Here is a 15,693-nt window from a genome sequence, read left to right as displayed (position 1 = left end):
TTTCATAAGCCAGTTGTGGTAATAGGTGTATTTATTTGATATTGTGGGAATTGATTAATTATTGAGTTTTAGTCTATGGGACTGAATAAAAGATGGAGGTATACAATGAGTCAAAGAGAACAATCCATTTCTTCTGGATTAACCTTCGGGATTTACCCGCTAAGTGTGGCAGGTACGCCTTTTGGCTTGGCTGTCGGATCGCAGGATAACTACGATAAGATTCAATGGGTACTCCGAGATCTTCGAGGCGAGACAAAAAAGCTTTTCCCAAGAAACTATCTCATTTATACAAAAGAATGGGAATCAAAAATGTTATTAAATGCGGATCGTTATTCAGAGGCCGGTTTATTAGGAGATTTAACCGTGGGATGCGGAGATTGGACGAACCAACAAGAACCTGGAATAGAACTTGAAAGTTGGCTTACTTTTATTCGAAAAGTCATTAACCAATACGGCTCCCAACTAGCTTCTCTTCAAATAACAAACGAACCCAATTTGTCGTTTATGGAAGGTTCGAAGCCGTATATACTTCAAGCCCTTGTAGAAGGAGTCATTGCAGCAAAGAAAGAAGCCCAAGAGAATAATCTCCCGATAAAAATTGGATTCGGTTCAGTCCCCGATGGTCCAATGGCGGTTCCTGATTTTTGGGTTAATCTCAGTAAGCTTGGAGGAAACACCTTTATAGATTGTGTCGATTTTGTTGGACATAATTTTTATGTGGATGTATTCGAAGAACAACCTCTCGATATAAAAGAAATATCCACTTCTGTAAAACGCACACTCCTCAATTTACGGGAAAAAAATCTTGTTACGGCCGGTATCCCGCCTCAATCCCTATACGGGTTACAGAAAATGGATGGCCTACGGGAAAGAACCCTGTTGCCAATATAGAAAGATCTTATGAGCAACAAGTGAAAGTTCTTGAGACGGTTATCCGAACGATCTATGAATTGCGTCTTGAGCTTAACATTTCTCATTACGAGCTCTTTGGACTCCGGGATGCCGATAGTTCCAAAGAAGATCTTTTCCATCAATATGGTATTATGCGGGATGATTATTCTCCGAAACCTGCATACGATACATTTAAAAAATTAATCCAAGAGCTAGGTGTAACTGGACCCTGAAACGTTCGTTGCTCGACTAGCTTTAACATGTTTAAGTTGGGCAACGATAATGACGCTAATAATTACTAAAAGGAACCACGAGCTGATCTTACTAAAACTAACTAGTTGCCAGGTTTCTTGCTGGTCAGGGTATTTCCAAGCACCCAAAAATGTGGAAATATTCTCAGCTAACCAGATAAAAAAACCTACAATGATAAAAGCAAGCGTTAAGGGCATTTGATAAGTTACAGTCCGAACCCGATATATGATCCATGTTTTCCGGAAAACAATAAATACAAGCGCCGTCAGCCACCAACGAAAATCGGGCATAAAATGATGGGTGAAAAAGTTGAAATAGATAGCTCCACCTAGCAGTACCGAAGAAGTTAACCCAGGCCAGCCAGTCATGTCCATCCGCAATCTCCGCCATACCTGACACATATAGCTTGCTACACTTGCGTACATAAATCCGCTATAAAGCGGGACACCGAGCAGCTTCGTATACCCAAGCTCAGGGTATGACCATGATCCCATCCATACCTTATATAACTCCAGCACCAAACCAATAAAGTGAAATATACAGATAACTTTGATTTCATCGCGTGTCTCTAATCCGCTGCGGTACATGAGGTATTGCACCCCAAGCAATATAATTAGAATGGTATCGTAACGATGAATGAAAGGTACCTTTATTATGCTAGAGAGAGCTAAAGTTCCAAAGATAGCAACAGGAAATATACAGCTCATCGCCTGATGATAACCAAAATGAAGTAGTTGTATTAAAGGTCTCAACAATGTTTACCTCCCCCCATGCCCTTATTTATCGTACGATTTCATCAATAGTCTATAATGCGAGTACTTGTATCTTCTACTAAATAATAAAGGTGTATCGATTTGGAAAAAGAGAAAATAGCTTGTATAGATTTGCTTATTTTAAGTTCACATCCCACGAGTGGAGTTTATTGGAATTATCATCATAGGTACATTTGAGTCGTTGAACAAGAAAATCCGTGTTGTCTCTCTATATAATGAACGCTTAAACTTGTGCCCTATAGGTACATAGCCGAGTCCACTTCCGCGATTTTTAATACAATGGTGGTAACCATTACTATGAGGTCAGGAAGGAGTGATATAGGTGAAAATCGATATCGGCTGCGGGTTGGATAAAGCTCCAGGTTTTTTTGGTATCGATCGTCAGTTATTGCCGGGTGTCGACCTGGTTTGGGATCTAAATGAAGCAATTCCGCTGCCAGACAATTCGGTTGATTTTGTTATGGCCAGCCGCTCCCTGCCATATGTTCAGGACCTCCATAAGGTGATGTCGGAACTATACAGACTGTGCATTCATAAGGCGGTCGTCTGTATTTTGTCCCCTTATGCCCACAGCTTTGTTCACATGTCCAATCCTTATTTGAAGCAAAAGTTCGATCAGTTTACCCCGCGCTATTGGACATCCCATTTTTATCAGCCATCTCATGGAGCGCGCTGTCCAGATCTTGCGGGTTACGTTGAACCGCAACCAGATTTCGATTTCCGGCTGCTTCGCATGGAGCTATTTTACAAACCGCCCTATGTTCCGCCGCTCTATGAGACGGATGAGCTGGAATTACTGCAGGATATAGAAGTTAATGTCGTACACGAAATTATGTATCATCTGGTGGCTGTCAAACTTAACATTTCGCATGATGAGCTTGAGCATATGAGTCGGCAGACTTTTCTTGAACCCCGCTCATTGGAGGCGTACAGAAGGAAAAGGCAGCTTGAAGACAGTTGAAATCGAGTGGTGGAGAAATGAAAGTTAATTGGAGGGCGTAAGCCCTCTTTTTTACTATTCCAGCTGCTGGCTTCACATGAATGGAAGGTAGAATTTTGAGTATTAATAATTCTTACATTTGGACAAACAAGTTTTGGGATAAAGGTAATATACTTAATTGGGGAATTTTGAAAATTGGTTTGCAAAAGTGGTCTTCCTTTATCGAGATCAAGGGGGTGATAAACATTCCTCTCATAGTTCGAGCTACGTTCAACGCAACCGGCGCTATCACCTTTACAGGAAATACTTTAGGATTAAGCCGATCCGATACAGCAGGTGTACCCGGCGTGCTAGACAGTATCGGTGCTTTCATTACAACAAATACCGGTTCTACTTACGGTACCTATCCAAGTGGGACTACAAGTCTGTACCAAAGCAACAGCTCGGCCGCGATTTTGAGCTTGCCAACCGGTAGTACTGTGCTGTACGCAGAATTAATTTGGGGTGGTACTTACGTTAATGGTACGGTCAATCTCACCTCGGCGATTAATAATCCTGTTACGTTTACTACACCGGTAGCAACATCAAGCATCGTGCCCGATTCCGCAACAGCGAATCAGGTCGATCTGGGAAATGGGGCCCTCGCTTATGTTCGTTCAGCTAACGTCACCTCACTTATACAGCAAGGCATGGCTGGTACTTATATAACAAGCGGTGTGGTTGGAACGATTGTTATCCCAGGCGATTCAACAGCAAACCATGCGGGATGGACACTCGGTGTTATTTACCAGAACCCTTCCCTTCCCTTCCGCAATATGTCAATCCGGGCCGGAGCGGTACTCGTTCAAGCAACATCGTCGGCGGTTAACACAACGATTACCGGTTTTGCCACACCTGTGACAGGGGCTCTAGGTGGCAGGGCCATTTTCAGTGCCCAGGAAGGAGATGCGAACCGAACAGGAGATCAGGCGCTATTCGGACCAACAACCACCTCTTTGGTAGCTTTATCGGGGCCAAATAATTTCGCCGCCAACTTCTTTGCCTCACAAATTAACAACGACGCAGGATTGCTCAACACAACGGGCACCTTCGGTAACCGCAACCAAACTAACGGTGCTCCAGGAACCAATATTACTGGAGGAAGACAAGGATGGGATATTACCAACGTAGATATCTCTGCAAGACTGGCTAATAACCAATCTTCGGCAGTTCTAAGCCTGACTACTTCCGGAGATGCCTACGTCGTTAATGGAAACGCTATCCAGGTAGATATAAATGCGCCCCAAATCAATGTTGTCAAAAGTGCTAATGTGTCCGGCGTCATCAATGGAGATTCCGTGACCTATACGGTAACAGTCAGCAACACAGGAACGGCTAGCGCTGCGAGTGTCGTTCTGTCGGATGCTCTGCCCCCCGGCTCTTCTTTTGTAAATGGCTCTGTTAGCGTTGCAGGTGTAGTCAAGCCTACCTATGACATTACAGCGGGAGCTCCACTCGGCTCATTAAGCTTCGGCAGCTCGATTACCGTTACATACCGGGCTAACGTAACGTCTGTACCGAGTCCACAACAGCTTGTGAATACGGCTAATGCTGCCTTTACTTTTCAAAGCGTTGCTGGAGGATCGATTATTACCGGTGTTATTCCTTCCAATAGTGTGACACTTCCAGTGTATTCTCCTATCCTTACGATTGCCAAAACCGCAAGCACCTCCAACGCAACGGTAGGCAATCTGGTCACCTATACCTTGCAGGTTGTGAACTCAGGCAATATTGGAGCGTTGACGACGATCACCGATAATATCTCAGCAGGAAGCACTTTTGTGCCAAACAGCTTTAGAATCAATGGTGTCGTCGTTACTGGTGCAAACCCGTCTACCGGTGTGGTTATTGGTACTGTGGCAGCCGGGGTCACGACAACTGTAACTTTCCAAGTGCTCGTTAACACTCTCCCTTCTCCTCCCCAACTGGTAGATCAAGCTAATGCAACTTATACCTTCCAACCACCGGATGGACGTACAGTTTCAGGTTCTGCTTCTTCAAACACCTTATCAGTTCCCGTTTCGCTGCCTAATGTTACAATCGTCAAAAGCGTTAGTATAGCGGATGCAGCTGTGGGTGATACGATTAATTATACGTCTGTCGTATCTAATAACGGCGTAGAGGCTGTCAGCAATGTCGTATTTACAGATCCTCTTCCAGCCGGTACCGCTCTGGTCGCAGGTAGTGTTACCGTAAGTGGCACGGCAAGGCCAACCGCTGTGCCAGCAAGCGGGATATCCATAGGTACGATTGCAGCAGGCACCTCCGTATCGATAAGCTTTCAGCTGCTGATCACTTCGCTTCCCGCACCTGCCCAGCTTGTGAACCAGTCAACCGTATCCTACAGTTCTGGCACCTTCACCGGAATATCATTATCTAACATCACGACTACCCCGGTTTACCAGCCGATTATTGGGATCAGCAAAAGCTCCAGTCTTTCTAACGTTGTCGTTGGAGACAACGTGACGTATACATTGATAGTTCGCAATACTGGCAATATTGCCGCACAGGTTACCTTGACCGACAATATTCCTGCAGGCTCGATTTTTATACCGAACAGCATTACCGTGAATGGCGTTGTTCGAACTGGAATCTCCCCTGATACAGGTATTCCGATAGGAGCCATAACACCAGGCAGCACAGTAACCGTAACATTCCAAACCTTGCTGAATTCACTTCCTTCTCCTCCGGTACTGACGGACCAGGGGATAGCCGGATATACGTATCAGCTTCCGAGCGGTAGAAGCCTTTCTGGCTCAAGCAGTTCAAATACTTTGAGTCTATCTGCGTCCCCCCCCCAAGTATCGATAAGCAAAAGTGTCAATCTGACGGCAGCAGCCGTCAACGATGTGCTGACCTATACACTCGTTGTCAGCAACACCGGAATAGAGGCCATTACCAGTGCGGTGATATCCGATCCGATCCCGGCAGGGGCTGCCTTCATTGCAGGAAGTGTAAAAATAAATGGAGCTGCAGCGGTAAACGCAAGACCCGATTCAGGTATCTCTGTGGGCACTATTAATCCGTCAGCAGCTATAACCGTCACCTTTCAAATCAAGGTCACATCACTGCCGAGCCCTGCTCAGCTCAGCAACTTGGCCAAAGTTGCCTATAAGTCTGGTTCATTTAGCGGGACTGCAGTTTCAAATACGGTCGTCACACCTGTATATCAGCCAATTGTAGCATTGAGTAAAAGTGCGAGCACCACGAACGCAACCGTAGGAGATACCTTTAATTACTTGATCCAAGTCAGCAATGCTGGAAATATCGCGGCCAATGTGACAGTAACCGATAATATTCCAATTGGAGCGACCTTTGACATTAACAGCGTGATTATAGGGGGTGTACCCACACCAGGAGTAAGCCCTATTACAGGAATTCCGGTTGGGCAGGTAGCTCCTGGGGATTCCATTGCTGTGAGCTTTTTAGTGACGATCACTTCGCTTCCCTCCACACAACAGCTTGTGAACCAGGCTGCAGCTTCTTACAGCTTTAATCTGCCTGATGGTCGTCAACTGCCTGGCACAGCTAATTCCAATGTGCTGACAGTTCCTGTATCCGTGCCTAACGTAAGCTTGGTTAAAAGCACTAGTCCTGCATTCGTCGTCACTGGTGATACACTCACCTATACAATAGTTGTAACTAATAAAGGCATCGCTAATGTCAATAACGTAAATCTAAGCGATATCCTACCCAATAATACATCATTCATATCCGGAAGCGTAGTTGTGAACGGTGTTTCCCAGCCGAACGCAAATCCGTCATCCGGCATTCCAATCGGTACCTTGGCCCCAGGCGCTGCGGTTACCGTAACATTTGAGGAGAAGATAACCATGCCGATTCCTTCACAAATTAACAACCAGTCTACGGTCAGCTTTACTTCCGGTGCCTTCTCAGGCTCTTCATCATCCAATGTCACGATAACTCCGGTTATTCAGCCGCAAATTTCTTTGGTGAAGAGCTCCAGCTCGAACAATGCGACCGTTGGAGATGCGGTCATTTACACAGTCGTTGCAACCAATTCAGGTAATTTGGACGCAGTGGTTACCCTGTTCGATACGATTCCTGCAGGTGCTGTCTTTTCCCCGAACAGTGTGAATGTAGGCGGGGTTCCCCAACCGGGTGCCTCACCTGTAACAGGGATCAGTCTGGGTACGGTCAAAGCCGGCACGAGCGTCAGCGCCAGTTTTGAAATTGTCGTCACCACCCTGCCTTCACCACAACAGCTGAGCAATACTGCTTCGGCAACCTATACGTTTATGCCTCCTGACGGAAGGTTGTTGAATGGCTCAGCCACATCCAATACCGTAACTTTTCCCGTATCCGCCCCGAATATAGCCGTTACCAAATCTACATCATCCACATCCGTTGCCATCGGAGATACCGTTACTTACTCAATCACAATTACGAACAATGGTATCGAAGCCATCAGCAAAGTACAATTTAACGATCCTACACCCGCAGGAGCTTCATTTGTTGCTGGCAGTGTTACTATTAACGGAGTAGCCGCACCTTCCGCTATCCCAGCTGCTGGTATTGCTCTTGGCACCATAGCCCCCTCTGCTTCTGTTGCGATTGTGTACAGCATTATCGTTAATTCCATTCCCAATCCAGCTGTTTTGAATAATCAAGCGGCAGTCAGCTTTACATCTGGTGCTTTCTCAGGAACTACCTTTTCTAATACGGTCACCACATCCGTCTTTCAGCCGATCATCACTCTCGTGAAAAATGCGGATACCATCAATGCGACAGTTGGTGATACCGTAAATTATACGGTGGTGGTAAGTAATACTGGCAACTATCCGGCCCAAGTTACGCTTACTGATAATATTCCAGCAGGCACCACTTTTTTGCCTAACAGCGTGCTTGTCAATAATATACCGCATCCCGGAACCGATCCTTCAACCGGAATTGATGCTGGCGTGGTCAATGCCGCCTCAAGCACAACTGTGATGTTTTCTGTCGTCCTTACTACCTTGCCTTCACCACAGCAACTAACTAACCAGGCATTGGGAGCCTACGTATTTACCCTGCCGAACGGGCGCATTCTTAATGGTTCGGCGGCATCAAACACGGTTATTATCCCTGTATCCTCTCCCAATGTAGCTGTTGTCAAAAGCACGCCATCCACTTCCGTAGCCATCGGGGATATTGTCACCTACACAACAGTGCTTACTAATACCGGAATTGAAAGTGTCAGCAATGTCGTATTCACAGATCCTATCCCTGCAGGAACCTCGCTGGTAGCCGGCTCTGTCACCGTAAATGGTGTAACCCGACCTAGTGCAAACCCAAGCACAGGCGTTTCCCTTGGAACCATAACGGCAGGTACTACTGTAACCATAGTTTTCAATGTAACCGTCACTTCACTGCCCACACCGAGCGTACTGAACAATCAATCTACGGTAAGCTTCACTTCAGGGGCCATCGCTGCCGTTACCTTCTCCAATACGGTAAGCACTCCTGTATATCAGCCGATATTGGCCGCAACCAAAAGTGCTAATACAACAGACGCTACTGTCGGGGACACAGTCGCCTATATTGTAGATATAACAAATTCTGGCAACTATGGAGCCTCTGTCACATTAACGGATACGATTCCTGCAGGTACGGCATTTGTTCCCAATAGCGTCCTCATCAACGGATTTCCGGCAGCTGGGACTGATCCATCAGCAGGCATACCGCTTGGTAACGTTACTACCAATGTCGAGGTCATATTCTCGGTTATTATTGTTTCCTTGCCCACCAATCAGCAAATCAGCAATCAGGCTTCTGCCGCATATTCGTTCACGCTTCCAAATGGACGCACGTTAAATGGCTCCATAGTTTCCAATACGGTAACGGTTCCTGTATCCTCTCCAAACTTGAATGTGCTCAAAACAACACTCTCTACAGATGTCGTAGTTGGCGAATCAGTTCTTTACAGCATAGCCGTAACGAACAACGGGATATCCAATGTCAGCAATGTTATTCTGACCGACCCTGTTCCAACAGGAACCGTATTTAATTCGGGCAGTGTAACCATAGATGGAAACGCACGGCCAGCAGCCAATCCATCCTCAGGCATTTCACTTGGTACAATTGCACCAGAAGCTACCGTCATAGTGACCTTCTCTATAACGGTCACTTCACTCCCGAATCCGGCACAACTTGCCAACCGAGCTTCTGTCAGCTTTACTTCCGGAGCCTTTTCAGGAGCTTCCTTCTCCAATACGGTTATTACTCCTGTCTATCAGCCGATTATTGCAGTCGCTAAGAGTGCCAATACAACTAATGCTACTGTTGGAGATACGATTTTGTATTCATTCAACCTGACCAACAGCGGAAATCTGGATGCACAGGTCACTTTGACAGACAACATCCCTACTGGTGCGGAATTTATTCCGAACAGCGTATTAATCAATGGTGTGCCTCAGCCAGGTGCAAATCCAGCTGGAGGTATAGCGGTAGGCACTGTGTCTCCAGGTGATTCCATTAACGTCACAGTAACTCTGCAGGTAACTGTCGACTCACTGCCTTCACCACAACAGCTTGTAAACCAGGCTACAGCGAGTTTCACCTTCACGCCGCCCGATGGAATTCAACGTTCAGGAAGTGTTCTATCCAACCAATTGGTTATTCCTGTTTCCTCTCCTAATATATCCGTGGTTAAGAGTACCTCTGCAATAGATGCGGTGGTTGGCGATATAATCACGTATACCATTGTTGTCAGCAATAACGGTATCGAAACCGTTAATAATGTGATCCTCGTTGATCCTATTCCAGTTGGAACCAGCTTTGTGACTGGCAGCACTACCATTGACGGAACACCGCGACCAACCGCTAACCCGAATACAGGTATCGCTATTGGTTCTATTGCCGCAGGCGGGTTTTCTACGGTGTCCTTCCAGGTACAGGTCATTACGATATGACGTCCAATTCACTATCCAAACAACTACTACTCAATCAATCCCGGGTCACTTTCAGCTCAGCCGGGATTGATAGTGTTGCATACTCCAATACGGTGAGCACACCATTAGTAGGACCTATACTCAAGCTGGTGAAAAGTGCGGAACATACTCAAGTCACTCTGGGTCAGACCATTACCTACAGTCTGACCCTGCACAATACTGGCAATAAAGACGCTCTGGTTACCCTGTATGATAGCCTCCCTGAAGGAACAGCCTTTATATCCAACAGCGTACTTAGGGACGGTGTTCCTCTTCCTGGTACACATCCGTCTGCGGGTATCCAACTGGGTATCGTTAGTGTACAAACGCTTGTTCAAATTGTATTTCAGGTTATTCTTATATCCCTGCCAAAGGAGCTTCAGCTAGTCAATCAGGGTATAGCGGATTTCAGCTTCCAAACGGATGAGGGACGAAAGGTTACAGGATCCGTTTCTTCCAACTCCTTCATTCTTCAGGTTCAAGGCGTTAAGGTAGCCGCTCACTTAAAGGCGAATACCGAACAGACTTTTATCGGGGATACAGTAACTTATTCAATTTCTGTTATGAATCAAGGAAGCCAGACGATTCATGATGCTGTAGCTACCTTCCGGGTATTGGAAGGAGCCGTGTTCGTACCCGGTAGTGTAATGGTTAACGAGGTTTATATGCCATCATCCAATCCCAATCTGGGTATTCCGGCAGGCTCGATAGCACGAGACACTTCCATTAGCATCAGCTTCCGTGTACAAATTACACAGGTACCGGCGGATTCCCAATTTACCAATCAGGCCTTTATCCGGTATCAGGCAGATCACTCTTATCAAGAGGTAGACAGCAACTTTGTGACAATCAACGTTATTCAACCAGCTATCTCCCTAAGTAAACAAGTGAATTGGCTACGTGCCACTCATGGTGATAAGCTAATCTACGAACTTGTTGTGACCAACGATGCCGCCATTGCCGTAGATGCTGTACTTGTGGATGTGCTGCCCAAAGGAGTTCTCTTCATATGGGACAGCATGCAGCTAAATGGACAATCATTTAATGGGGGTCGGCCTGAAGAAATTCGTCTCGGAACACTCCGGGCGCATACACAAACTACCGTTTCATTTCAGGTAAACGTCACGGCATTGGTTGGAGAATTGACAACAGCTGAATTGGTTAATCAAGCGAAGGTTTATTACACTTTTCGCCTCCCTGACGGACGGCTGGTTCAGGAAACGATTATGTCCAACACTGTATCCACAGGGCTGTTCTCGCCCGTCATTCAGCTGAATGTCGATGTTCGGCCAGATGTTATTGAACCTGATGAAACGGTCGAATTTGTGCTCGAATTAACCAACTCCGGGAATTGGACTACCGATGTTATTCTGGCCGATCTGGTTCCTATGGAAGCTACATTATTAAATGAAAGCATTCAGATTCAAGGGATGCCAGCAGCTTCACTTTTTGCAGGAGGTTTGTTATACGTTGGCAATATAATACCGAAAGCAAGAATCACCATCACTTATTTGGCTAGAATTAGTGGATATATGGAAACTTCAAAAATTAGAGGGCATGCAGTAGCTCAATATCGGTTCGATCTGGATGGCAGATCATACAGAAGTGAGGTTCGCTCGAATAGCTATTTAATTATTGTTGAAGATCCTGATGAATAGACAATATCCCAGAAGCCAACATGATGGAACTCGATCTTTGTTCCAGGCTTCCCTTTTCAGCTCTTAGAAATGTTTCCGATACTAGTATCATAAACCAAAAATTGGATCAAGGTTGTGTCGTGAGCTGACAACATACCTTGATCCAATTTAGTTATATGATATGTAAATATAGGAACTTTATGGGAAATTGTTTGCGATTACAAAAAATTAATGCATAGCATTTTCAGACCACGGATCGACACCTGGATCTTGGCCTTGAGCCATCGATTGCAGTCGAAGCATGTAATGCGTCCAGCCTTGTACATGTGAGGCAACTTCTATTGCCGGCAGATCGTAATGAGTCATCACTAAAAGTGTCCCGTTATCTTTGGGGGTTAATTTGAATTCTACCGTACTGGCTCCGGGCGGTACCAACTTCGATTTCTCCCAGCCCCATGTCATGACGATTTTTTCGTTAAGGATCAGCTCCTTATACTCCCCCATAGCAACGTCACTTCCGTTGACATCAATACGATATTTACCACCGATACTCGGATCGAGTAAAACTTGGCGCCCCATCCAACGAACTAATTTATCAGGGTCTGTAAAAAAAGAGTACAACGTCTCCGGACGGCATTCGATAAAAATCTCTTTCTTGATCGTATCATTGCTACTTATTGGATTCATGTCTTTTCCTTTCCTCCTCTTCCGCGGCTTCCTTCAAACGCAACAAGCTGTCGTCCCAGAAGCTCTCAATATACTGCATTAATTCGGCAAACCCTTCCCTCCTTATGCCATAAAATCGTTTGGTGCCGGCCCGTCTGACAACAACGAGTCCCGCCTCTTCCAGAATCTTAAGATGCTGCGAAATAGCAGGTGCTGATACGTCAAAATGTGACGCAATGGCGCTTGAGGTCAGCTCCCCTTTACGGACGAGATGTAATATATCTCTGCGCCGAGGCTCCGTTATAGCTTGAATGGCTTTATCGATCATGCTATTAATTTAGCATACACTTAATTAAGTGTCAACTTAACAAAAGGCTTGCAAACCGATCTCTTTTGATATATTCTGACGTGGAGACAACAAACTAATCTATAAGGAGTAATGATATATGCCTACATCCGGAACCAAAGAACATCCATGGAAATTAAAGACTCCTCCTCTATCCTCGGAATATGAAATGTATAAGGAAGAGAAAGACGGCAAAACAATCCTCGTCTGCACTGTAGGTAAAACTGTTTTGCATTATGACTACCGCTGCATTGATGATTTATATGCTAATCTTAAAGAGCACGGTGATTGGGTAGAGCTCGGTAGCGCCGATGAACAAAAGCAGGCCAAAGAAGGGACGGTTGAAGCATGGGGACGTTCTCCTGAGAATCCCATTGGCGGCTGGTACGGCTTGAAAAAAGGTTTTCGAGGCAGATTCGGGATGTATATCCCACCATTGATGGAGGAATTGGGACTTGCGGAAGTCGAGCACAACCCAAGAAACAATCGAATGAGGGCGATTTAATTAAAAATATTTCCAGATTAACAGGCATCGGAAATATAAAAGGGCTGTCCCAAAAGTCATTTTGAGACAACCCCTTCACCATTTTATCCTGAATAGATGGTTGCAAAAGAGCCCTCAATTCCACTTTAATAGTTGAAGGCTTTTTGCATATTCTTGTGTATTCTTAGTGATGAATAAGATGAGTTCGCTTTCCAGCGCGTACTCATCGCGGGTATCAGGTTCGTGGTTCGGTTACGGCATTGCATGGCAGCCTGGCGCACTCCGTGCAATTATCAGGAAAATGTCAAGTTAGTTACTCCGAAAATAGCGTTCCAAGTCTTATAGCTGGAATTCCTCATGCTAATTCTACGTATTTGGGCTGATATCCAGCATATCCCCTCTATTAGAGTTAGTTTTTCCAGTTAGATTGATTTCAGGCGATATCCACGCTGAATTAGCGTTACAATTTCCATCTATTTTCTTTCTTTCCGCAACGGCCCCGACAAATCCTGGTCTCCTCTAGATTAGCAGCCTTGAACAGCGCTTCTCGCCCCATCACTTAAGTAACATCCAAAAAGCGGCCGGACTCTTTTTCGATTTTCGAACCCCCACTCTGAGGGGAATTTCCCTACAAAAAAGACGCTTCCATTTCCGCTTATATGGTGGTTTTGGAGGCGTCTTTGTACATAGTTTGGGACTGATTCATTCACTGATACCCTTTTGGGACAGCCTCCGATCCATTCTTTTACACCTAGCTAACAGAATTCAATGTTCGAAGATTCAAGAATTTCCGCGAAAGATCGAAATTGATCGTTGTAACGCTCTATAATTTGTGTCGCGCTTTGCTCACCTTGATTCCATGTACTATGACAGTCTTTGACCACAGTTACTTGAAAGTCTAATTCGTTGGCTCGACGGCATGTTGCATCGATGCATATATCTGTTTGAATTCCTACCAAAACAACTTTTCTAACCCCGAGCTCTACCAATTTCATTTGGAGATTAGTATCATGGAACGAATCGGCTGTATGCTTTTGGATAATGGTGTCTCCGCGAACTGGAGCTATCATGGGGTGTATGTTCCAATCTGGACTATTGGTTACCAAACCTTCATCTTCATTATGTTGGATATATAAAACAGGAGTACCACATGCTCTAGCCTTTTGGATAAGTCCACTTATGCGCTCTAGTAAACCCTCACCGTCGTATACAGGGTAGGCTTCATGAAACATGCCATTTTGAACATCAATTACAAGCAAGGCACTTTCAATTTTCGTTATCAATATCTCACCCCATGATTATAATAATGGACCATGTCGTAAATATGTAGCTATTGTACTTTCTGAACGTCCGACTAATCATCATTCAACACCTTTTCGCACGTTCCCTCTGGGCATCCTCACGGTCAAAGCAAGCATTAGCACACCAATTCCCGCACATATCCACGCCATACTGTGCAGATGCGGGGTGGTGATGTTTTTGCCGAAGAGCGCTACAAGCAGGCTAGAAGAAAGAATCGTTCCGATGAACCGGGAAGTCATGAAAAGTCCGGAGGCAATGCCGGTTTCTTCTTTCGTTACGAAATCGTAAAGTGCCGTTTGCATGCCCAAATTGTTAAAGCCGTTGGCGATCCCGAGCACGCAAAGTACTAGGAATATCGTCACCGCGCTCGCCTGATCCTGAATGAGCAACAACAGTAAGCTTCCCCCAACGACCGAAACCGTTCCGGCAATCAGCGTCGGCTTGGATCCGCTCCGGTCAATCCAACGCCCGACCAGCGGCGTAACCAAAACACTAAAGCCGGCGATCGACAACATGACAAGGCCAGTCTTCTGAGGGTCCATCATCTGTACACGCTGCAAGTAAGACGGAATGCCAAACATGATGGAATAAAATGCGATATTCGTCAAAATAAACTGCGCATAGATACGGGTTACATTCATATTTTTCCGCAAAAATGCAACATTGATAAACGGCTTGCTTTGTCTCAGCTCATATCGGTAAAGCCAAAACGACAATCCCGCTCCGACTATGAGCTTCCATAGACTTAAACCATCAGCCAGCGACAGGAAAAACAGCAGCCACATGAAAATGGTAGCAGAAAATAACGCGACGCCCGGCCAATCCATATCGGCTGCGCGCCCGGCCGCTTTCGGATCTTTTGGAAATACCTTCCATGCAAGCAAAAAGGAACCGATAATAAACGGAAAGTTGCAAAGGAAAATCAGAGGCCAATCTCCGTAGTGCAGTAACAATCCGCCAAGTGAGGGACCGAATGCAGCCGATGTGCTGGAAAATATCGATATGATGCCAAGCGCCTTCGCTTGATTGGAAGTAATTTGACTACGAATCATTCCCATGCCGGACGGAAACAAAGCCGAACTGCCCATAGCCTGGATGATCCGAAACCCGATTAGCCAACCGAAGCTAGGAGACAGCGGAGCGAGGCTCGACGACAAGGTGACGAGCAGCAGCCCGAGCATAAACACCTTTTTGCGGCCGAACAAATCGCTCCACTTGCCCATGAGCGGCTGTCCAATCGCGCTGGCCAAATAATAAGTGGAGATAAGCCATGATACGTCGGCAAATGAAAGCTGGAAATCCTCTTGCAATCGGGCCAAAGCAACCGAAATCATCGTGGTATTGAGCGGGTTTAGCAAGGTGCCGAGAGCTACAGCAGTAATAAGCAGCATTTCTCTTCTTTTGACCGCGGTCTGTTTGAGCTCCATGATATAA

10 protein-coding genes are annotated in these 15,693 nt (G+C 45.7%); 5 read left to right on the top strand and 5 right to left on the bottom strand.

The genetic code is table 11. The features are described 5' to 3' along the window. Positions 1 to 105 precede the first annotated feature (105 nt). Positions 106 to 891, top strand: coding sequence for a hypothetical protein (locus ACFQ0C_RS34465; RefSeq protein WP_379373755.1), 786 nt, complete (start codon positions 106 to 108; stop codon positions 889 to 891). A gap of 212 nt (positions 892 to 1,103) precedes the next feature. Here ACFQ0C_RS34465 and ACFQ0C_RS34460 read toward each other — a convergent pair whose 3' ends face one another. Beyond that, positions 1,104 to 1,895, bottom strand: a complete 792-nt coding sequence (locus ACFQ0C_RS34460) for a DUF817 domain-containing protein (RefSeq protein WP_379373753.1) — start codon at positions 1,893 to 1,895, stop codon at positions 1,104 to 1,106. Positions 1,896 to 2,238: 343 nt separating this feature from the next. On the opposite strand from ACFQ0C_RS34460, the gene ACFQ0C_RS34455 reads away from it, so the two are divergent. The 3 genes from ACFQ0C_RS34455 to ACFQ0C_RS34445 all read left to right on the top strand — a co-directional run bounded on the left by ACFQ0C_RS34455 (position 2,239) and on the right by ACFQ0C_RS34445 (position 11,482). Further along, entirely contained in the window at positions 2,239 to 2,877 is a 639-nt protein-coding gene (locus ACFQ0C_RS34455; RefSeq protein WP_379373751.1) for a methyltransferase domain-containing protein, read from the top strand. 95 nt (positions 2,878 to 2,972) lie between these two features. Beyond that, entirely contained in the window at positions 2,973 to 9,806 is a 6,834-nt protein-coding gene (locus ACFQ0C_RS34450) for a DUF7507 domain-containing protein (RefSeq protein ID WP_379373749.1), read from the top strand. Continuing rightward, positions 9,803 to 11,482 carry a hypothetical protein gene (locus tag ACFQ0C_RS34445; RefSeq protein WP_379373747.1) on the top strand — a complete coding sequence of 560 codons (1,680 nt, stop codon included), beginning with the start codon at positions 9,803 to 9,805 and terminating at the stop codon, positions 11,480 to 11,482. The genes ACFQ0C_RS34450 and ACFQ0C_RS34445 overlap by 4 nt, the downstream gene beginning before the upstream one ends. Before the next feature lie 207 nt (positions 11,483 to 11,689). On the opposite strand, the gene ACFQ0C_RS34440 is transcribed toward ACFQ0C_RS34445, so the two are convergent. Then, positions 11,690 to 12,148 (bottom strand): SRPBCC family protein, encoded by a 459-nt coding sequence (locus ACFQ0C_RS34440; RefSeq protein WP_379373745.1) that lies wholly within the window; start codon positions 12,146 to 12,148, stop codon positions 11,690 to 11,692. Beyond that, positions 12,132 to 12,455 carry an ArsR/SmtB family transcription factor gene (locus tag ACFQ0C_RS34435; protein ID WP_379373743.1) on the bottom strand — a complete coding sequence of 108 codons (324 nt, stop codon included), beginning with the start codon at positions 12,453 to 12,455 and terminating at the stop codon, positions 12,132 to 12,134. The genes ACFQ0C_RS34440 and ACFQ0C_RS34435 overlap by 17 nt, the downstream gene beginning before the upstream one ends. A 118-nt stretch (positions 12,456 to 12,573) precedes the next feature. Here ACFQ0C_RS34435 and ACFQ0C_RS34430 point away from each other — a divergent pair, with 118 nt between their 5' ends. After that, positions 12,574 to 12,978, top strand: coding sequence for a DUF6855 family protein (locus ACFQ0C_RS34430; protein ID WP_379373741.1), 405 nt, complete (start codon positions 12,574 to 12,576; stop codon positions 12,976 to 12,978). Positions 12,979 to 13,712: 734 nt separating this feature from the next. On the opposite strand, the gene ACFQ0C_RS34425 is transcribed toward ACFQ0C_RS34430, so the two are convergent. Together ACFQ0C_RS34425 and ACFQ0C_RS34420 are read right to left on the bottom strand one after the other, a co-directional pair. Beyond that, a complete protein-coding gene (locus ACFQ0C_RS34425) occupies positions 13,713 to 14,240 on the bottom strand; it encodes a cysteine hydrolase family protein (protein WP_379373739.1) in 528 nt (175 codons plus the stop codon). A 78-nt stretch (positions 14,241 to 14,318) separates the two neighbouring features. Then, complete coding sequence (locus ACFQ0C_RS34420; RefSeq protein WP_379373737.1) at positions 14,319 to 15,686, bottom strand: MFS transporter; 1,368 nt, start codon at positions 15,684 to 15,686, stop codon at positions 14,319 to 14,321. Positions 15,687 to 15,693: the final 7 nt, after the last annotated feature.

Source organism: Paenibacillus sp. GCM10027630, from assembly GCF_042676305.1.
Lineage (GTDB): Bacteria > Bacillota > Bacilli > Paenibacillales > NBRC-103111 > Paenibacillus_S.
Note: the sequence above shows the minus strand (reverse complement) of the source record. Positions and strands in the feature narration are given on the sequence as shown.

Coding starts and splice junctions, on each gene's coding strand:
- ACFQ0C_RS34465 (WP_379373755.1), top strand. CDS start 106: ATGAGTCAAAGAGAACAATCCATTTCTTCTGGATTAACCTTCGGGATT.
- ACFQ0C_RS34445 (WP_379373747.1), top strand. CDS start 9,803: ATGACGTCCAATTCACTATCCAAACAACTACTACTCAATCAATCCCGG.
- ACFQ0C_RS34440 (WP_379373745.1), bottom strand. CDS start 12,148: ATGAATCCAATAAGTAGCAATGATACGATCAAGAAAGAGATTTTTATC.
- ACFQ0C_RS34435 (WP_379373743.1), bottom strand. CDS start 12,455: ATGATCGATAAAGCCATTCAAGCTATAACGGAGCCTCGGCGCAGAGAT.
- ACFQ0C_RS34430 (WP_379373741.1), top strand. CDS start 12,574: ATGCCTACATCCGGAACCAAAGAACATCCATGGAAATTAAAGACTCCT.
- ACFQ0C_RS34420 (WP_379373737.1), bottom strand. CDS start 15,686: ATGGAGCTCAAACAGACCGCGGTCAAAAGAAGAGAAATGCTGCTTATT.